This is a genomic window from Parasphingorhabdus sp. DH2-15 (assembly GCF_051668705.1).
GTDB lineage: Bacteria > Pseudomonadota > Alphaproteobacteria > Sphingomonadales > Sphingomonadaceae > Alterisphingorhabdus.
This window is the reverse complement of record NZ_CP196351.1, coordinates 2,106,396-2,126,128: the sequence shown is the minus strand read 5'-3', so window position 1 is coordinate 2,126,128 and position 19,733 is coordinate 2,106,396. Positions and strand designations below refer to the sequence as shown.

Sequence of the window (19,733 nt, the reverse complement as noted above, 5' to 3'; positions counted from 1 at the left end):
ATCCTCCTGATATTATGTGTCGGTGATTATGCGAAAAAATGGGTGCGTATTGAGCGCGGCATGAAGAGAGCAGCGCAGCAGCAGCACAATGTCGCCCAGCCGCGTTTGCCATCCGCCAAAAAGCTGCGTGCGTTAATGGCCAGGCCTTGGCGGGCATAATGCATGGCGATGCGCGCGCTGGAGCCCATGCGCAGTGCGCGGCGTGCCAGATAGCGGAAATATAATGCTTCGGCCGCTGAACGGTCTTGCGCAGGGCCATAGCGATCAAATAGCTCACGCCAGCCTGACAGCATTGCATCAAAATTTGCTGATAGACCGGTTTCGCTGACCATATAACCAACCAAAGCGGCATCTATGCCGACCAGATTGCTGCCATTGCCGATAAGGCGCAGCAACCATTCCTGATCTTCCGCAAAAGACATGCCGTGCATGAATGGGCCTGCCGCCAATGCAGCCTCTCTGCGCACAACGACATTGGACATGGTGCAGCTAGGGTTTTCAGCCAGAAATTCGGATGCGCTATAGGTCATATTCTGTACGCTGGACTGGCGGCCATAGCGCCAATCGGGTGATGTACCATTTTCCACAAAAACAACTTTGGCAAAGCTGGCATCGGCAAATGGTTGTGCGGCATGCACTCTGCGGTGCATCGCCAGTTTTTCAGGGTGCCAATGGTCATCGCTGTCCAAAAAGGCGATGAACTCACCGCGTGCTAGACCCATGGCAAAATTGCGCGTGGCTGAGACACCTTTGTTATTTTGGGAAACCAGTCGAACGCGCTCATCTTGTGCGGATAATTCCAGCAATTGGTGCAGGCTATTATCGGTTGAGCCGTCATCAAGGACGATCAACTCAAAATCGCTTTCGCTCTGCGCCAATACCGAAGCAATGGTCGCTGGCAGGCTGTCCTGCGCATTATAAACGGGCATGATGATGGAAAAATATGGTGCGGTCATGATGCTACTCCTTGGAAAATCGGGTTACGCTGCTGTGCAGACTGACGAATGATGAGAATAAGGCCGGCTGGAATACTGGTTGCTAAAAGAGCAAAAACCCAGGAGGCCGCAGCCATTTCGAGCGAAATCAGACTGCCCAGATACAGGGCTGACAATGCGGCTATGCTGCTGATGGTTGAGAGTATCAGGTCGAAGCCAGGGCGATTGGCGCTACGAGTCCAGACCATGATGATGGTGGCGATAAAGGTCGGGATGGCGGCCAGTGCCAAGATCATGATGAGCGGAACAGCCATGGCCCATTTGGCGCCAAAGACCAGCGGCACATAAATCGGGGCCAGCAGGATTTGTGCGGTCAGCATGATGGCAAAGGCCGCAGCGCCCAAACCGGCATAGCGTTTCAATATTGCTAAACGCTCAGCCCCTTGCGGCGCAGCACAAAGATAGGGGTAAAGCACCGTACCAAAGGCAGCGATCAAAGAACCCATGATGCTGATGCCGGCATTGAATGCGAAATAATAGGTGCCCAATGCGCCCATTCCAAAGCAAGCGCCGATAATCAGCTTGTCGCAATGGCTGCGTGCAGCCAGCATGACATCGCTCGACAAAACCTTGATGCTGAAACCCAATAAGGGGCGCATGGGCACTTGGCCAGCCGATGCAACGCGCTGCCATGTATAGGCGCTGCGCATCCAGATCAGCCATAATGGCGCAGTGATCAACTTGGGCAGAACAATCGCCCATGGGCTAGGCCAGATCAGCAATAATATGGCTGTCAAAATATGGTCGGCAATGGTCTGTTGCGCGCTGATGCGGGCTGTTGTTTTGAGCTTTTTGTCACGCATCAGGCGGAAACAAGGGATCAGACCGCCAGGCATGAAGATATAAACCGCTGACAGCGCCATCAGCATCTGCCCTGCCAAAGCCTGACCAAAACCAAACCACAATATCAATGCGACTATGGTCTGAACAATGGCGACCAAAGGCAGCCAGATCCAGAAGATGATATGTCCGCTATTGCAAGTGGCTTCGAGCTTCTGATCACTGGCAGCAATAATCTGCTGACCAACGCCTATATTGGCAAGCACGCGGATAATTTCGAAGCAAGAAAGGCTCAGCGCAGCAACGCCAAGATATTCTGGCGTCATCTGCCATGCCATCACGATGACAGTGAACAGGCGGAATATCCGTGCCGCCAATTCAAGCGAGCCATAAGCCAGCATCGCCGTAAAAAACGGGTGCTTGAAAAGGCTCTTAATATGTGTCGGCATATACAGCATTCTGTTCCACTTTCTTAAAGATGCAGAACACTCTTCACGCTTTGTGCCAGTTTCAATAAATATATGTATATCAATGCTTTAGATAATTTCCGGTACATCTCGACAGGCGGAAATTCGCATTTTCAAAAGATCGCGTTGCAAAATGCGAACTTCCGCTGCGAAATGACAAAATCGACGATTTGCAAAATGAAAAGCCTATAGCCAAGCATTTGATAAATAGTGATAAAATAAAAATGGCACGATCGCTGCTTATGAAAAACCGACATTTAACGGAGGTTTCTCATGTTCCATGATAGTAATGCACTGCATTTTGACGCATTTGCCCCAGTGGCGCTGCCTGTTGGCATAACAGGCAATAACGCACCCTCAGACGCAACTGTGCGTTTCTACGCCAATGGCTCTGATCGTCTCTTTGGTCTTGATCTCGTACGTGACACGTTAAAGGATGCTGCGCGCAAAATTGTTGATCTGTCAGCCCGTGCGCGGCGCACCACCATATTCTTTATCAATGCCCATTGTGTGAACACAGTCATTCGCGACCAGCAATATCAGCAAGCCTTGCAATCCGCAGATATGTTGCTGCCGGATGGTTCGGGTCTGCGTCTGGCCGCCAAAATGGCGAAGCGCTCAACTCCGAGCAATTTGAACGGAACCGATCTGTTTCCAGAAATTTGCGCTGAAGCCGCAAAAAATGGCCAGACCATCTATCTTTTGGGCGGTAAGCCAGGCGTTGCTGCTAAGGCCGTAGAACATATGGAAGCACAATATGGCGAAGGTCTGTTCGCTGGTGAGCAACATGGCTATTTTGACGACAGTGAAACAGACAATGTCATCAATGCCATTAACGCTTCCGGTGCCTCTATCTTGATGGTGGGTTTCGGCGTGCCATTACAGGAAAAATGGGTCAATGCTCAGCGCGACCGCATTACAACATCGACAGTTATGGCTGTGGGCGGTCTGTTTGACTATTATTCAGGCAATATTCCGCGTGCACCGCTCTTTGTGCGTAAAGCCGGTTGCGAGTGGATATGGCGGCTAGCACAGGAGCCGCGTCGTCTGGCCGGGCGTTATATTGCCGGTAATGCAAAATTCATCATGACTGCAATCGCTTATGCCTTGACTGCACGCGGCATTCGCCAACGTTATATTGATGCCAGCAAACGGTCATTGGACCTTTCTATAGCCTTGTTGGTGCTGTTGTTGCTTGGCCCATTGGTTGCCGCGATATGCTTGCTCATCACTGCAGAAGATCGCGGTTCGCCCTTCTTCATGCAAACCCGTATCGGTGAAGATGGTAAGCCGTTCCGCATGTGGAAGTTTCGCTCCATGTTCAAGGATGCAGAGGCACGCCGAGCGGAATTGCTGGATCAAAGCGAACGCGATGCGACTTGCTTCAAAATGAAGAAAGATCCGCGTGTTACAAGGGTCGGCAGTTGGATACGCCGCCTGTCCATCGATGAGCTTCCGCAATTATGGAATGTGGTCAAAGGCGATATGTCGATTGTCGGCCCACGCCCTGCACTGCCCAGCGAAGTTGCGGCCTATCCAGAAGAGGCGCGTGGCCGCCTTGCGGGCAAGCCTGGCCTCACATGTATTTGGCAAGTATCTGGCCGCGCTGACATTCCTTTTGACCAACAGGTCGCGATGGATATTGACTATCTCAATCGCCGTTCACCATTATTTGATCTGTCCCTGATGGTCAAAACCGTACCGGCAGTGATTAGTGGCCGGGGAGCTTATTGATAATATAACGACCAGACCGCCCCGGTTCTGACATCAATGTGCCAAAAATTGTTGAAGCGCTAACAAGGTCTCTTCCAAACTGGCCTTGGCTTCATCAAGTTTTGCACTGATGTTGGTACCGGGGTTTTCCCGTATCCCTTCCAATTTCGCCAAAAGTGCATGGGCACCAAAGCCAGAGCATAGGCCTTTCAGCGCGTGATGGGATTTGGAGATTAACTCACCGTCTGTGGCATTTACAGCGTCTTCAAATTGCGAGAAATAGTTTTTCAGGTCTGCCTCAACGGCTTGTACCAGCCGCTCTTGCAGACTTTGCTCCATGCCGCCGAACATGTCTTCCAGACGTGATATCTCAATAACGCCAACATCTTCAAATTCGGGAATGGGCAGGTTGTTTTCAATAGTCACTGCATCATCCTGCACATTCACTACAGAATGTTCGGCCTGTCCATCATTGGTTATTTGTTGCAGCACAGATTCAATGGTTCGTGAAGAGATAGGCTTGGACACAATGCCATCCATGCCACTGGCGATAATGGCTTTGCGCTCCTCTGCTGAAGAAAATGCCGTGACAGCAAAAATCATCGGCGCTTCTTGCTTCATGGCTTTGATAATGGCGCGGGCGGCATCCATGCCGTTCATTTTGGGCATGGAGATATCCATGAAGATGGCATCATATGATCCGCTTTGGGCCATCTCCACTGCTGCCGGGCCGTCATTGGCAAAATCATAGTCCACGCCAAAATTGGTCAGCATATTGCCCATGACCATCTGATTGGCAGCAACATCCTCTGCGACCAATATTTTTAGGGCATATTGCTCATCGAACAGAGCGCTGCCTTTGTCTGCTATAGACTTTCTGGCGGGCAATTCGTCAGTATTTCCGATTGTCACAGGGCATTCTATCCAGAAAATACTGCCTGTCGGGGCATTGGATTCCGTGCCGATAGAACCGCCAAGCGCCTTGGTGATCCGCTGACAGATAGCCAGTCCAAGGCCTGTGCCTTCAATGCCGCTTTCAATGGTTATGCCGCCGCGGTCAAAGGCCTGGAAAATGCGTGATCTTTGGTCTTCTGCTATGCCCGGCCCTTCATCATATACCGATAGCAGGAAATGGGGCTCTTCACGGTCCCATTTCATTTCCGCATTCAGGCTTATCACACCATGGTGTGAATATTTGATCGCATTGCTGAGGAAATTATCCGCGATTTGCCGCAGGCGTACAGGGTCGGTCCTGATAGCATCGGGCAGGTCAGCGGCCATGACCAGCTGTATTTGCAGGGATTTCTTCCTTGCCAATTGACGCCAGCTATTGACCAGAGTTTCAAGAAATGGGCGTGGCTGGAAGGTTTTGATGTCTGGCTTGATCTGCCACCCGTCTGAGCGTGCATATTGGATAATATCAGCCAACAGGAACAATAGCTGATCGCCGCTAGTAGAGGCCGTTTGCAACAGTTCTAACTGTTTTTGATCGGATGTTGACACCATCAGTAATTCAAAGATCGCCATGATAGCATTGAGCGGCGTGCGGATATCATGGCTCATCATCGCCAGAAAACGCGATTTGCTTTTATTGGCTTCGTCAGCCTCGGTCCGTGCAGCGGTCAGAGCTTCACCAACAGCTTCCAATTCGGCAATTTGTTGGGTGAGCTGGCCACTTTTCTCGTGCAAGGCTTCCGACAATTGCTCCGACTGGTTAAGCCGCCGGTCGCTGATAACGCGCAAGGCCTTTTCTCGTCGTTCGGTCTGTCGTTCCTGCGTAATATTGCGCACGGCGCCATAGGTGATGATATTCTCACTATCGCTGGATTGGCTGCTTTCTTTCGTCTGGCTCAAATTCCAGCGCAGCCAACGCGTTTCCCCGTCTTGGTCCAGAAAACGTGTGTCACGCATGGTCTGATCACCGACAAAACCGCCCGCTTCGACATGAGACAATAATCTCTCAACGGGCAGTGTTTCCAAAGGGTGCAGCATGTCGACAAGCTGGTCTATGCTTTCAACCTCTTTGGCTGCCCCCAGAACATCGCGCAGATTGCTCGACGTGATGATATTGCCAAGACTATCAAATTGGAAGGTCGCAACTTGCGCCAGATATTGCGCTCTTAGCAGAGTCTCTTTCTCACGCTCTAAGCGCGCCAATGTGCGTTCTTCAATCTCTGCCAGTCGTTCGCGCGCTGCTGTCAGATCGCGGCTTTTGCTAAGCAGCAGTCCCTCGGCTTCCTGCCGTGCCGTTTCGCTGCGCTGTAATCGGCGTTCCAGACGGCGAATATGCTGTTTTGCTGCTTCAAGGTCGAGATCATCCGATGCCATATGGACAGCATAGCGTCACTATCTTTTAAAATCACTAAATTGTCACTTTCCATTCACGGGCAATTATGGGGCATGATATCTTGGTATATTTATGTTATCTTTCCGCATTAGTGCAGCTGCAGAAAGGCTGTATACGTAATTTGGTTGCTTATTTGACGTGCAAGGCGTTAATTTGTAAGAGCAGCCACGGGTCTTTTATATAGGCGAGGGTTAAACTAAACGTGGGTAAACAAAGACTTTTCCAGGACATTGCTGAGAAAATCAGCGACTTTATCTCTGATGGGGTTTTCCCTCCCGGTTCCCGCTTGCCGGGTGAGCGCGATCTGGCAGAACGTTTTGGTGTTAGCCGCGTGACTATAAGAGAGGCTGCAATTGCGCTGCAAGCGGTGGGCAAAGTTGATATTCGCACAGGCTCCGGAATTTACGTCAGTGATGATCAGCCCGTTGCACAAAATGCCTTGCCAGATGTTAGCGCCTTTGAACTAACCGAAGCCAGATCACTGATTGAGGCTGAGGCAGCAGCGCTGGCGGCCAAAAGTATTTCTGATGAAGATTTGGCAAAGCTAGACCGGCTTATCGAAGAGATGGCATCTAGTGATAGGGAAGTGGCGTTGGCTGCTGACCGTGAATTTCATGCGGTTATCGCAAGAGCATCCTCGAATACCGCAATGGTCTATACCATTGAAGCATTGTGGCGGATGCGCGAAGAATTGCCCGCCGTGAAGAGCAGTTATGATGCTGTCTGTTGTGATGATGGGCAACTGCGCTCGAAAGAGCATCAGGATATATTGGAAGCGCTTAAAGCGCGTGATCCAGTGTTAGCGCGCCGCGCTATGCGCCAGCATTTTCTGCGCTTGATAAGCACAATGCTCGACGTATCTGAGAAAGAAGCGATGCGAGAAGTGCAGCAACGCCTGCGCGCAAGTCGGGTCCGTTTTCTGGATGGCAGCGTACCTGCTTAATCGGTCCACAAATATGGTAGAATAGCGCCATTTGGTAGCAATTATACCTATACCCTAATGAAACAATTGGTATGTTTTTTTGGTGTTGACAATTGGTATAGAGTCAATAGGTTGTCCTCTATAAATATAATATTTTCGGGGGGAATTGTAATTGCGCGTCTTTATGCTCTTTTGGGCTTGTTTTTTTATATCAGCGCCAGCTTACGCGGAAGACTATTTTGTCCGCACGCAGGCTGAGTATTTTTCAGCTGAGAAAAAAGTCAAAGCAGGTGATGTTATCATTCTTGCCAATGGTGAATGGCGGGATTTTGAAATCAAATTTTCAGGCAAGGGCACAAGCAAGAAGCCGATTACACTGATTTCCGAAGAGGCTGGTAAGGTATTTCTGACTGGCCAGTCCAATTTGCGTATTGGCGGAAGCTATATGCTGGTTTCTGGTTTGGTGTTCAAAGACGGTTTTAGTCCTACCAATGAAGTTATTTCTTTCCGCCGATCAAAAACAGAACTGGCCAATAATAGCCGGGTAACGCAGGTTGTTATTGATGGTTTCAGCAAAGTTGACCGTTTTGAAAGTGATTATTGGGTCGGCATATATGGCAAGAATAATCGCTTTGATCACAATCATCTGTCCGGAAAGACCAATAAAGGTGTCACGCTGGCGGTGCGTCTTACCAGTGAAGATAGCCAAGAAAATTATCACCGCATTGATCATAATTATTTCGGCCCGCGCCCTGTCTTAGGGTCGAATGGTGGAGAAACATTGCGCATCGGCACCAGCAAATATTCTGCATCAAACTCCTATACATTGGTGGAAAATAACTATTTTGACCGCTGTGATGGCGAGGTGGAAATCATCTCGTCAAAATCGGGCGGCAATATTTTCCGGGGCAATGTCTTTTACGAATCTAGCGGCACTTTAACGCTGCGCCATGGCAATGACAGCTTGGTTGAAAATAATGTATTTTTTGGCAATGGCAAAGACCATACAGGCGGTATCCGCGTCATTAATGAGAACCAAACCGTCCGCAACAATTATATGGAAGGGCTGACCGGCACTGGCTTTGCCAGCGCGCTTACGGTTATGAATGGCGTGCCCAACTCGCCGATCAATCGCTATGTTCAGGTTGATAATGCCGTTGTTGAAAATAACAGTGTTATCAATAGTAAGCGCGTTACGTTCAACGCTGGGGCAGATAGCGAGCGCTCGGCGCCGCCTGTGAATAGCAGCTTTTCAGGCAATATTCTCTCTGGCTCAGGCAAGGGTACTTTTATCAAGGTGCAAGATGATATTTCTGGCATTGCTTTCGGCCAGAACTATCTGGCTGCTAGCGAAGCCTCAAATGATCTCGCTGCTTTGAAAGCCAGCGATATTATGTTTGAACGGGCTGATAATGGTCTGCTTTACCCCATTGGCATCACAGCGGGCGTTTCGCGTGATCTTAAGCCGATAAAGCGCGATCAAACGGGTGCGCGCTGGTATGCAAAACCCGTTTCAGGCAATAATTTCGGTAAAGGTGCCATGGTGGATGTCGCTCCGGGAGAGGACACATTGTCATCAGCTTTTGCGGCGGCGAAAGAGGGCGATACGCTGGTGCTTCAGCCGGGTGAATATATCGTCAACAAGACCATGCTGCTCGACAAAACCCTTACGCTCAAGGCCGGCGCTGCACAGACCGATAATGCTCAGGCTGAAAAGGTGGTTATAAAATTTGGCCGACCATCGTTGATTGAAATTCGCGAAGGTGGCAATCTTGCTCTAGAAAATATCCATATAGATGGCAGTCTGGCGCCTGACTCTGTTGGTAATGCTGTAATCCGAACCACAATCTATCCGATCCAATCCAACTTTCTCATTCAAATGCAGGGCGTGACCGTCACCAATTTGGAGGTGAACAAGGCGTTCCACTTTATCAATCTGGGCAAAAGCTCTTTCGCTGATCGCGTGACGATCAACAATAGCAGGTTCCAGAATATTTCCGGTTCCATCATATTGGCGGCCGCAGAGACAGAGGATTATGGCCAATATAATGCTGAATATATAGAGGTTACAGGCTCCAGCTTTACCGATATTGGCAGCGCGGCGTTCAACATTTATCGCGGCGGCCGCGATGAAAGCACGTTCGGGCCGCACTTCCTTTTGCAGCAATCTTCATTCACCAATGTTGGCAAGAGCGGCAATAACCAAAGCGGGGCATCCATGGTGCTGCATGGCGTGCAATATGGGGATATTGTTGAGTCTGCTTTTACAGCATCTGCGCCGATAATTGTGCGCCACACTGTCGGGCGGCCGCAAACACGGATAATGCGCAATGCCTTTAGTGCGACAGACGCGCCGATTGTCGAAGAATTGAACTTTGAGGGACCATCACGCGCCGAGCTATCCAACAATGCCTTTGTGGAAGCTGGCCCCGAAGTCGAGGCAAACCAATGACATTGCAATCATATTTCCTGCGTTATTCACCGCTGCTTTTGATAGCTGGTGCAATGCCCGTTTCCGCTGCGCAGCCAAGTGCGAGTGCTTATCCCTCTATCGATGCCGTACAGAGTGCAGCGAACGAAGAAACGCCATCAAAATATGCGCCTTTATTTGCCGATGAAATGCAACGGGCGCGCAGATTTGTTGATCGCATGCGTGCAAATGGCATTGTGGTGCCTTTGCCAAAAGATCCCGGTGGCGGCTATACACATGAGCAGCATAAGGACAATTACCGCGCCATCTATCTGAGCGGGCAATTATATCGCCTGACAGGTGAGCAGCAATATGCCGATTATGCACGCGATGTGTTGCTCGCTTATGCTGATATGTATCCGACATTGCCTGACCATCCGGCGCGCAAAAACCAGAACCCCGGCCGCATTTTCTGGCAGGTTTTGAATGACGCGGTGTGGCTGGTAAATAGTATTCAGGGTTATGAACTGATCCGCGATAGCCTGAGCAAGGCTGATCGCGATAACATTGATAATAATGTCTTCCGCAAGGCTGCGGCTTTCTTGTCAACCGGTTCAGCAGCGACATTTTCCCGCATCCATAATCATGCAACATGGGCGACAGCCGGTGTTGGCATGACAGGCTATGTTCTGGGCGATAATGATCTGGTTGAGATTGCACTCAAAGGTCTCGACAAGAGCGGCAAGACGGGTTTCCTGCGCCAGACAGAATTGCTCTTCTCCCCAGACGGTTATTATACTGAAGGGCCCTATTATCAGCGCTATGCGCTTATGCCCTTTATCGTCTTTGCTGATGCCATTGAACGTAATCAGCCCGAGCGTAAGATTTTTGAGCATCGTGATGGCATATTGCTCAAAGCGCTGACCACCACGGTTCAGCTAACATATGACGGTTTTTTCTTTCCGTTTAACGATGCCATTAAAGACAAGAGCCTGAAAACCGACGAATTATATAATGGCGTTGCTATTGCTTACGGGAAAACGCGCGATCCGGCGCTGCTGGATATTGCACGGTGGCAGGGGCGAACGGTCTTAACCGATAATGGCGCCATGCTGGCGCGTGATTTGGCCGCAGGAGAGGCAAAGCCCTTTCCATTTGCATCATTATTGCTGCGTGATGGTCCGCAGGGCGATAAAGGCGCCGTTGCCATTTTCCGCAATGGCACAGGTGATAAGCATCAAGCGCTGGTTTTGAAAAACAGCTCGCAAGGTATGGGGCACGGCCATTTTGATAAGCTGAGCTGGCAATATTATGACAATGGCCGTGAAATTGTTACAGATTATGGCGCGGCACGCTTCCTGAATATTGAGGCTAAAGAGGGTGGCCGCTATCTGCCCGAGAATGAAAGCTGGGCCAAACAAAGCATTGCGCACAATACACTGGTGGTTGACGAAACAAGCCATTTTAACAGCAATACCAAATTGGGCGATAGCCTGTCGCCAACCCAGCTATTTTATAGTTCCGGTAATGGTATCCAGATCAGCACGGCCGAAATGGTGGGCGCTTATGATGGAACCCGTTTCACGCGGACAATGGCGTTATTGAACGTCAAAGGTTTGGAACATCCTGTCGTTGTCGATATAACCCGCGCTTCATCTGATCAGCCGCGTCAATATGATTTGCCGGTCCATTATGATGGCCAGATTATGCGCGTTGGCTTTGACACCAGTTCCAACGTTGCAGGGCGCCCTGTACTGGGCAGCGACAATGGCTATCAGCATATTTGGGTGGATGCCAAAGGCAAACCGGTGGACGCATCCAATGCATTTGTGACGTGGATTTTGGACGGGCGTTTTTATTCCTATCGTTGGGTACCACAATCGGGCAGCGAAGCGATTCTGGCAGAAAGCGGCGCAAATGATCCGAATTTCAATTTGCGCCGTGAACCGATGGTTATTCAGCGTATAGCCGGTGGTAAAGATGCTGTATTTGCCAGCATTTTAGAAGCGCATGGGCGGTATGACGGCGCGGTAGAGAAAACCAGTCTAAGTGACAGCCAGATTAAGACGATAGGTCTTATCGAAGATCAGGGTTCAGACGTGCTGCTGATTGAAACTTTAAGCGGCGCGAAAGCCGCTTTGGCGGTCTCTTACGATCCAGATGCAAGCAAAAAGCATAGCGTGACAATTGACGGCCGGACGGTGAGCTGGACCGGTTTTGCTGCGTATATAGATATGGAAGAGGGTTGATATGATAAGGGTAGAAACGGCCAAAATGCCGAACACCAAAATAGCTATTGGCATGATAATGTGGCGCAATCTGCTTGCAGGAGGCCGCACATGTTAAAGGGCAAGTTTCGTTTCTGGATTGTCGGGCTTGTCGCGCTGGCAACAATTATCAATTATATTGATCGCGGTTCACTTGGCATTTTGTGGCCGGAAATCTCTGAAGAACTTGGTCTTACCAAAACCGATTATGCCATAATCCTTAATGTTTTCACCTTTGCCTATGCTTTCGGTCAGACATTATTTGGCAAGATATTTGACTGGGTGGGCACGCGTATTGGTTTCGTTCTTGCCATCGGTGTCTGGTCGGCAGCGACGATCCTGCATGCTGCGGCAACCGGCCTGACCAGCTTCGCCATCTTCCGCGGCATTTTGGGTGTGTCAGAAGCTGGCAACTGGCCAGGTGCAACCAAGGCAAATTCCGAATGGTTCCCGATTAATGAGCGTGCATTGGCGCAGGGTATTTTTAACTCTGGTGCAGCGATTGGCGGAATTATTTCTGGACCAGTTATCGGTCTTTTATTTTACTTTCTGGGCTCATGGCAGGCGACATTCATCTCTGTCGGTATCCTTGGCTTTTTGTGGTTGGTGCCATGGCTGCTGGTTTACAAATCAGAGCCGGCTACGCACCCATGGCTATCTGAGGAAGAGCGTCAGTTCATTTTAAGCGGTCAACGTAACAAAGATACCAATGAAGTTGCAGATTATGCTCCTGACTCAATGGAAATTTTAAGCCGTAAGGAAAGCTGGGGCGTTATTCTTGCGTCGTTCTTTATCGATCCTATTTGGTGGCTGTTCATTGGCTGGTTGCCGCTTTATCTCAACGAAACCTATGGCTTCGGTGTTGAGCAAATCGCTGCTTATAGTGCCTTGCCTTATGTTGGTGCGATGTTCGGCGCTTGGTTTGGTGGTCTTTTGGCGCAAAACCGTATCGATTCAGGCTGGACAGTCAATAAGACACGCAAATTTGTCATTGGTCTAGGCGGACTTATCATGCTTGTCTTCTTACTGTTGACCACACAGGCTTCTACGCCATTATTAGCGGTATTCCTGATGGCGGCGATTCTCTTCGGGTTCCAGACTGCAATCGGTAACATTCAAACATTGCCCAGCGATTTTTACAGCGGAAAATCAGTCGGCAGCCTTGCAGGTTTTGCCGGAACAGCTGCAAAATTGGCTGTTGTCGGGCTGAACTTCCTTATTCCGGTGATTACTGTGCAAAGCTATGCTCCTGCCTTTGTGGTCGGTGCGGCATTGGCTATTTGCTCGGTACTCTCGGTCTGGTTCTTGTGCAGCAATATTCAGCCGCTCAAGCCCGTTAAACAATCAGCATGACTGGCAAATTCTAGACGCATTACACATCATCCAAATCAAAATAATATTCAGGAGTAAATTATGAGCAAATTACAGGGCAAAGTGGCGATTGTATCCGGCGGTAGTCGCGACATTGGCCGCGCAGTCTCGGTGAAGCTCGCCAAAGAAGGCGCCAAAGTTGTTGTAAACTATTTCAACAATGAAGATCAGGCAAATGAAACACTGGCTGAGATTAAAGACGTCGGCGGAGAAGCCATTATCGTCAAGGGCGATATGACCAAGCCTGATGATGTTGCTGCTCTGGTTGCTGCTGCGCAATCCGCATATGGCGATGCAATTCATGTTTTGATCAATGTCACCGGCGGTCTGGTAGAACGCCGCGCTCTTGACGACATGGACTTTGATTTCATGGAATATGTTATGCGGTTGAATGTGACATCCACCTTCCTGACCACCAAAGCTGTTGTTCCACACATGCCTGAAGGCTCTGCCATTGTGAACTTTGCGTCACAAGCGGGCCGTGATGGCGGCGGCCCCGGTGCAGCTGCTTATGCGACATCAAAAGCCGCTGTAATGACCTTTACGCGCAGCATGGCGAAAGAACTTGGTCCGCGCGGTATTCGCGTTAATGCCTTGTGCCCTGGCATGATCGCAACGACCTTCCATGATAAGTTTACCAAAGATGCTGTGCGCACAAATGTCGCCAATGCAACCCCGCTGCGCCGCCAGGGTGCAGCGCATGAAACAGCGGACGCCGCAGTTTATCTGGCAACTGATGAAGCATCATTTATTACTGGTGCAAATGTTGATATCAATGGCGGCACATTCTTCTCCTGACTTTACCAGGGTTGAAGCAAAACAAAGAAAGAGACTTTTTAATGAACCATGTCAGTAAAACGCTGGAACAGCGTTTGCGCGCCGCGCCTATAGTACCTCTGATCCAAGCAGATGACCCAGTGGTTGCGGTAAAGACTGCCAATGCGCTTAAAGAGGGCGGACTCTCTGTTATAGAGGTCGTGCTGCGCACTGATGCAGCGGTTGACTGTATGGAAGCTATTGTCAAGCAGACCGAGGGTTTGATTGTGGGTGCGGGGACTGTGCTTACTGTTGAACAGGCGCAAAATGTTGTTGCGCGGGGTGCGCAATTTGTGGTTTCGCCCGGTCTGGTTGATGGCGTAGCGGAGTTTTGCCAAAGCCAGTCAGTGCCGATCTATGCCGGCACTATGACTGCTGGAGAAGTGCAACGCGCTTATGCCCTTGGCCTGCGGACGGTGAAGTTTTTCCCGGCCAAGCTGGCTGGGGGTGTTCCCGTGTTGAAGGCATTTTCTTCTGTATTCCGAGATATGCAATTCATGCCAACCGGCGGTGTCTCTGCGGCGAACCTGCATGAGTTTTTGGCATTGCCTTCTGTCATAGCATGCGGGGGCAGTTGGCTGACCCCGGCTGATGCCATTGCGGCAGATGATTATAACGCCATTACCGAGTTGGCACGCGAAGCCGTTGCTATCGCGCAAACAGCACGGCCTTTGGAGAAGTAAACATGGCGGAGTTTTTGTCATTTGGTGAAATCATGTTGCGGTTGAAAACACCGGGACATGAACGGTTTTTTCAATCCCCTAGCTTCGAAGCCACTTTTGGCGGCGGTGAGGCCAATGTCGCAGTGGCTTTGAGCAATTATGGCATGTCTGCTGGCTTTATCAGTGCCTTGCCAGATAATGATATTGGCGAGGCGGCGATCCGTGAACTGCGCAGCTTTGGTGTGGATACTGCCCATGTGCGTCGTTCGGGAGATCGGGTTGGCATCTACTATCTGGAAAGCGGCGCGAACCAGCGGCCATCCAAAGTGGTATATGACCGCGCGGCATCATCGATTTGCGAATGTGGCCCGGGTGATTTTGACTGGGGCACTGTGTTTGACGGGGCAAAATGGTTGCACATTACCGGCATTACACCTGCGCTGAGCCAATCCGCGGCTGATCTTAGCCTAGAATGCGTGAAAGCGGCAAAAGCTGCTGGCGTTACCGTATCCTGCGACTTCAATTTTCGCGGCAAATTGTGGAAATATGGCAAGACTGCCCCAGAAGTGATGACCGAGTTGGTGAAATATGTCGATGTCGGCATTGCCAATGAAGAAGATTGCCAAAAGTCACTGGACATTAGCGTTGATGTTGATGTTGAAACCGGTGAACTGGATACGGCAAAATATGAGGCCTTATCCGAAAAGGTATTGGACATTTACCCTGACATGTCGGTGATCGCCATTACGCTGCGTGAAAGCCATAGTGCGGACCGCAATGGCTGGTCAGCATGTTTGAGAGAGCGTGGAAGCGATTTCAAACTGTCACGTCATTATGAGATGACCGATATTGTTGACCGTGTTGGCGGCGGTGATAGCTTTGCCTCGGCACTGATTTGCGGTTTGAACCGCTATGATGATCGCCAGCAAAGTCTGGAATTCGCTGTTGCAGCCAGTTGTTTGAAACACTCGATCTTGGGTGACTTTAACCGCGTTAGCGTCAGCGAAGTTGAGAAGCTGATGTCTGGCGACGGATCAGGCCGGGTTCAGCGTTAAGGCTCACAAAGCGCTGTGCAAACCGGTCCCGCCAATATTCTGCCACTGATCTTTACCGATCTTGATGGCACATTATTGGATCATCACAATTATTCTTCCAGCCCTGCCGATCGCTTGATCGCAGGGCTGGAGGCACATAATATTGCTCAAATTATTCCGGTTACCAGCAAAACGCGCAGTGAATTGCAGGCATTGCGCAAAGACATTCCTCTTAATTACGCTGTGGGCGTGACCGAAAATGGCTCGGTCATTGATGATGTGAGCGGTATTATTGGCAATGATGCGGGCACGCATGGCACGCCGCATATGCATATATTGGGCCTTTCCTACGCCGATATATTGTCCGCCATTGCAACATTGCCGCACGATATACGCCAGCATATCACTGGCTTTTCAGATATGAGCGTTACAGACATTGCGCAATCAACCGGCCTGTCGCTGGAGAGCGCAAAGCGGGCAGGGAAGCGTGAGGCCAGTGAACCTTTTTCATGGTCGGGTTCTGATCAGCAAATGGCAGCTTTAACGGCGCATATGGAAGCGGCGAATATCCGTGTTCAGCGCGGGGGACGCTTTTTCCACTTAACTGGTCATGCCACTAAGGAAATGGCGATGGCACGCATAGCTGCTGCATTTGCCGATCGAGCGCCAGACCGGGATATTGTTACCATTGCTTTGGGAGATGGACCCAATGATCTGGCTATGATCAAAGCCGCGGACCATGGCGTGATTATGCCAAACCCGGATGGCGTGACGATTTCTGCCAATGGCCCGCATATGCATATTGCGCCGCACCCTGGCCCAAAAGGCTGGAATGCTGCGGTGCAAAATATTTTATCTGAATTGGGTTTTAACCTGAGTGAAAGCTGACTAGTCTGTATCCTTCAAAGAGGGATACGCATGGCTGACTTTTATCAAAATGGTGTAATTTCAACGCTTCACAATCTGTCGGACCGCTCGGTTGAGTCGCTTGAATCCGAATTGGTGGGGTTTAGCAAAGCCAATCCGATGGCACTGGTTTTGCCCAGTCTGTTTTCAGAGTTAGAAGGCCCAGCGCTAGAAAATATCGTCGATCAATTGTGTGAAGTTCCCTATCTTGACGATATTATCATCGGGTTGGACAGGGCTGATAAAGAGCAATTTGCCTATGCGAAAAACTATTTCTCACGCCTGCCACAACGCCATCATATTTTGTGGAATAGCGGCCCGCGTTTAACCGCGCTTGACGAAGAGCTGAAAGAGCATGGCCTGTCACCCGCTGAACCGGGCAAGGGGCGTAATGTCTGGTTCTGCTTTGGTTATTTTCTCTCCGCCACCAATGCCCAAATGGTTGGCCTGCATGATTGTGATATTTTGACTTATGATCGCGGCATGTTGGCGCGGCTCATGTATCCGGTTGCAAACCCTACTTTCCCCTATGTTTTCTCCAAAGGCTATTATGCGCGGACAACGACGGAGAAGTTAAACGGGCGCGTGGTGCGCTTGCTAATCGGGCCATTGCTGGCCGCACTGGAGAAAGTCTGCGAGCCTAATGACTATCTGACCTATCTCAACAGCTTCCGCTATGCGTTGGCGGGGGAATTTGCGATGGGCCGCCAAGTGGTCAAAAATATCCGTATCCCTTCTGATTGGGGGCTGGAAGTGGGCGTTTTGTCAGAAATCTGGCGCAACCAGTCAATCCAGACCATTTGTCAGGTCGAGGTTGCGGACAATTACGATCATAAGCACCAATCAGTATCGCATGATAATCAGGACAAAGGCTTGTCGAAAATGAGTATCGACATCACCAAGTCGATATTCCGCAAGTTGGCCACTGACGGGCAGGTCTTGTCGCAAGAAACATTCCGCACATTAAAGGCCACCTATTTCCGCATGGCGCTGGACCGGATTGAGACTTTCTATCATGATGCCGTGATGAACGGCCTCACGCTGGATAGGCACGAAGAAGAAACCACGGTTGAGCTGTTTGCGCAAAATATCATGACCGCTGGTGAAATGTTTCTGGAGTCGCCCAATGAGACGCCTTTTATGGCCAATTGGAACCGTATCAACAGTGCCATTCCGGACTTTACGGAACGCTTTACCGAAGCAGTAAGGCTGGACAATGCGGATTAGCATTAAGCCTATTGCACCTATTCAGGTATAATGGGCTATGGCATCGCGCCATTGCTAATCCACACTGTCTGATAGGGCGTTAATGGGAAATCCGCTTCGATATCCTCAATAAGCGCGCCCGATATTAGATCATGCCAGCTATCACCGCTAATCAGATTGATATCGGCCAATGAGAGGTTTTTCGTGCTGTTGGTAACATTGGTGACCGCAAAAATGCTTTGCTTGCGGTCAATGCTTTGGCGCCAAATACCAAACAGACCTTCGGGCAATGTGAGTGTGAATTGTACGGCATTGGGATGGAAAGCCTTTTGCGCCTTGCGGGCATCGATCAATGCTGTCACTTGCGCAAAAACCTGTGCCTCCACGGTTTGCGGGTCATCCAGCTTGGCTGTCAACGCGTCATAATCCAGTCGTCGCCGGTTAATCGAACGGTTCTGCCCGGTTAGATTGACCTCTTCATAGCCATTGGGGGTGGCCAGCAAGCTATGGATATAGATGGCCGGGATACCCTCTAGTGCCAGCATCACCGCCATAGCGGCCATGAAGCGTTCTATCTGAAATTCATCCGGCCCGTCGACAGTGCCCTGCATCGCCTCGAAAAAGGAGATATTCATTTCATACGGCTTTTCTGTGCCGCCCGGCCCACGTCGCATGGAAATACGCCCACCAAAGCGCTGCATTGCGGCCAGCATATGATCAACTTCACCTTGCGGCAGCACGCCCTCTGTCGGGCGCAGGCCGATACCGTCATGGCTGGCAGTGAAGTTCAAATAGGTGCATCCATTAAGCGCTGGTGGATTGCTGCGTGTCAGGCGTTTAAGATAAAGGCTGTCGCCGGTCAGCAGCGCATGGACAAGCAATGGCGGCAAAGAGAAGTTATAGATAATATGCGCTTCATTCTGATTGCCGAAATAGGTCAGATTCTCATGATTGGGAATATTTGTCTCAGTGATGATGACCAATGTTTCTTCATGATGGTCCATCAAAGTGCGCAAAAGGCGGATAATTTCGTGCGTCTCATCCAGATTTATTGATGGCGTGCCGATCTTCTTCCACAAAAATGCCACAGCATCGAGCCGAAAAATCCGCACGCCATGCGCAATATATTCCGCGATGATGGACACAAATTCCAGCAGAACATCCGGATTGGTAAAGTCAAAATCAAGCTGGTCGGGGCTGAATGTGCTCCACACATGCCGGTCACCGGCTGCGGTACGGAAAGGGGTGAGCAGCGGGTGAGAGCGCGGACGGACGACATCGCCCAGATCGCTGGCCGGATCGGCAGTATAGAAATAGTCTTTGCCAGGCGCTTTGTCTGACAAAAATTGCTGGAACCATTGCGATTTGCTGGAACCATGATTGATGACCAGATCACCCATAAGCCGGTAGTCACTGGCAATCGCTTCAATATCGTCCCAATCACCCAGATTGTCATCAACCTGCAAATAGTCGATGACTGAAAAGCCATCATCCGAACTATAGGGGAAAAAGGGCAGAATATGCACGGCGCTGATCGTGGTGCCGATATGGTTTTTCAGGAATTTGTGTAGTGTTTTGAGCGGTTTTTCATCTTTTTCCAAAATGCTGTTGCCATAAGTGATCATTACCACATTGCGTTCATCCCACAATGCGTCCTCCCGGCTCTGACGTGACGACACAGCCTCGCGTCCTTTTGGCCAGAAGCGCGTGACGATAGACCGCGCCAACTCCAAGCCATCATGATCAGGGTAGAGAAGACCAAGCTGTGCCGCGAGGCGTTGCAGCAGATGATCGAAAACGGGTTGGTCGGTCATGGCGGTCAAACATCCTTTTGGCG

The 19,733-nt window shown here is 50.2% G+C and carries 14 protein-coding genes; 10 read left to right on the top strand and 4 right to left on the bottom strand.

Features of this window, described 5'->3' with window-relative positions:
• Positions 1-26: 26 nt before the first annotated feature.
• Together ACR9YC_RS09950 and ACR9YC_RS09945 are read right to left on the bottom strand one after the other, a co-directional pair.
• On the bottom strand, positions 27-956 hold the full coding sequence (locus ACR9YC_RS09950) for a glycosyltransferase family 2 protein (protein WP_438727063.1): 930 nt from the start codon (positions 954-956) through the stop codon (positions 27-29).
• Positions 953-2,224: an oligosaccharide flippase family protein gene (locus ACR9YC_RS09945; RefSeq protein ID WP_438727060.1), complete on the bottom strand. Its 1,272-nt coding sequence runs from the start codon at positions 2,222-2,224 to the stop codon at positions 953-955. Before ACR9YC_RS09945 ends, ACR9YC_RS09950 begins: the two co-directional genes overlap by 4 nt.
• A gap of 291 nt (positions 2,225-2,515) precedes the next feature.
• Here ACR9YC_RS09945 and ACR9YC_RS09940 point away from each other — a divergent pair, with 291 nt between their 5' ends.
• Positions 2,516-3,976, top strand: coding sequence for a WecB/TagA/CpsF family glycosyltransferase (locus tag ACR9YC_RS09940; RefSeq protein ID WP_438727057.1), 1,461 nt, complete (start codon positions 2,516-2,518; stop codon positions 3,974-3,976).
• A 33-nt stretch (positions 3,977-4,009) separates the two neighbouring features.
• Here the strand turns inward: ACR9YC_RS09940 and ACR9YC_RS09935 are convergent, their stop codons facing one another.
• Positions 4,010-6,283, bottom strand: a complete 2,274-nt coding sequence (locus tag ACR9YC_RS09935) for an ATP-binding protein (RefSeq protein ID WP_438727055.1) — start codon at positions 6,281-6,283, stop codon at positions 4,010-4,012.
• A 221-nt stretch (positions 6,284-6,504) separates the two neighbouring features.
• Between ACR9YC_RS09935 and ACR9YC_RS09930 the strand changes: the two genes are divergently transcribed.
• From ACR9YC_RS09930 to ACR9YC_RS09890, 9 genes are all read left to right on the top strand, one after another.
• Positions 6,505-7,245 (top strand): FadR/GntR family transcriptional regulator, encoded by a 741-nt coding sequence (locus tag ACR9YC_RS09930; RefSeq protein ID WP_438727052.1) that lies wholly within the window; start codon positions 6,505-6,507, stop codon positions 7,243-7,245.
• A 163-nt stretch (positions 7,246-7,408) separates the two neighbouring features.
• Positions 7,409-9,676 (top strand): polysaccharide lyase 6 family protein, encoded by a 2,268-nt coding sequence (locus tag ACR9YC_RS09925; protein ID WP_438727050.1) that lies wholly within the window; start codon positions 7,409-7,411, stop codon positions 9,674-9,676.
• Positions 9,673-11,883, top strand: coding sequence for an alginate lyase family protein (locus ACR9YC_RS09920; protein ID WP_438727047.1), 2,211 nt, complete (start codon positions 9,673-9,675; stop codon positions 11,881-11,883). Before ACR9YC_RS09925 ends, ACR9YC_RS09920 begins: the two co-directional genes overlap by 4 nt.
• A 90-nt stretch (positions 11,884-11,973) precedes the next feature.
• Positions 11,974-13,254, top strand: a complete 1,281-nt coding sequence (locus ACR9YC_RS09915) for an MFS transporter (protein ID WP_438727044.1) — start codon at positions 11,974-11,976, stop codon at positions 13,252-13,254.
• A gap of 60 nt (positions 13,255-13,314) precedes the next feature.
• Positions 13,315-14,070 (top strand): SDR family NAD(P)-dependent oxidoreductase, encoded by a 756-nt coding sequence (locus tag ACR9YC_RS09910; RefSeq protein WP_438727042.1) that lies wholly within the window; start codon positions 13,315-13,317, stop codon positions 14,068-14,070.
• Positions 14,071-14,111: 41 nt separating this feature from the next.
• The gene (eda, locus tag ACR9YC_RS09905) at positions 14,112-14,771 is read left to right on the top strand and encodes a bifunctional 4-hydroxy-2-oxoglutarate aldolase/2-dehydro-3-deoxy-phosphogluconate aldolase (protein ID WP_438727039.1); all 660 of its coding nucleotides are present in this window, start codon (positions 14,112-14,114) and stop codon (positions 14,769-14,771) included.
• A 2-nt stretch (positions 14,772-14,773) separates the two neighbouring features.
• A complete protein-coding gene (locus ACR9YC_RS09900; protein ID WP_438727037.1) occupies positions 14,774-15,805 on the top strand; it encodes a PfkB family carbohydrate kinase in 1,032 nt (343 codons plus the stop codon).
• Between the two features lie 15 nt (positions 15,806-15,820).
• The gene (locus tag ACR9YC_RS09895; protein ID WP_438727034.1) at positions 15,821-16,672 is read left to right on the top strand and encodes an HAD-IIB family hydrolase; all 852 of its coding nucleotides are present in this window, start codon (positions 15,821-15,823) and stop codon (positions 16,670-16,672) included.
• A gap of 30 nt (positions 16,673-16,702) precedes the next feature.
• A complete protein-coding gene (locus ACR9YC_RS09890; RefSeq protein ID WP_438727031.1) occupies positions 16,703-17,917 on the top strand; it encodes a hypothetical protein in 1,215 nt (404 codons plus the stop codon).
• 35 nt (positions 17,918-17,952) lie between these two features.
• Here ACR9YC_RS09890 and ACR9YC_RS09885 read toward each other — a convergent pair whose 3' ends face one another.
• On the bottom strand, positions 17,953-19,710 hold the full coding sequence (locus ACR9YC_RS09885; RefSeq protein WP_438727028.1) for a sugar phosphorylase: 1,758 nt from the start codon (positions 19,708-19,710) through the stop codon (positions 17,953-17,955).
• Positions 19,711-19,733: the final 23 nt, after the last annotated feature.

Bases quoted from the DNA above. Each gene is read 5' to 3' on its own strand.
- ACR9YC_RS09945 (WP_438727060.1), bottom strand. From the start codon at position 2,224: ATGCCGACACATATTAAGAGCCTTTTCAAGCACCCGTTTTTTACGGCG.
- ACR9YC_RS09885 (WP_438727028.1), bottom strand. From the start codon at position 19,710: ATGACCGACCAACCCGTTTTCGATCATCTGCTGCAACGCCTCGCGGCA.
- ACR9YC_RS09935 (WP_438727055.1), bottom strand. From the start codon at position 6,283: ATGGCATCGGATGATCTCGACCTTGAAGCAGCAAAACAGCATATTCGC.
- ACR9YC_RS09900 (WP_438727037.1), top strand. From the start codon at position 14,774: ATGGCGGAGTTTTTGTCATTTGGTGAAATCATGTTGCGGTTGAAAACA.
- ACR9YC_RS09940 (WP_438727057.1), top strand. From the start codon at position 2,516: ATGTTCCATGATAGTAATGCACTGCATTTTGACGCATTTGCCCCAGTG.
- eda (WP_438727039.1), top strand. From the start codon at position 14,112: ATGAACCATGTCAGTAAAACGCTGGAACAGCGTTTGCGCGCCGCGCCT.
- ACR9YC_RS09920 (WP_438727047.1), top strand. From the start codon at position 9,673: ATGACATTGCAATCATATTTCCTGCGTTATTCACCGCTGCTTTTGATA.
- ACR9YC_RS09910 (WP_438727042.1), top strand. From the start codon at position 13,315: ATGAGCAAATTACAGGGCAAAGTGGCGATTGTATCCGGCGGTAGTCGC.
- ACR9YC_RS09925 (WP_438727050.1), top strand. From the start codon at position 7,409: ATGCTCTTTTGGGCTTGTTTTTTTATATCAGCGCCAGCTTACGCGGAA.
- ACR9YC_RS09890 (WP_438727031.1), top strand. From the start codon at position 16,703: ATGGCTGACTTTTATCAAAATGGTGTAATTTCAACGCTTCACAATCTG.
- ACR9YC_RS09950 (WP_438727063.1), bottom strand. From the start codon at position 956: ATGACCGCACCATATTTTTCCATCATCATGCCCGTTTATAATGCGCAG.
- ACR9YC_RS09915 (WP_438727044.1), top strand. From the start codon at position 11,974: ATGTTAAAGGGCAAGTTTCGTTTCTGGATTGTCGGGCTTGTCGCGCTG.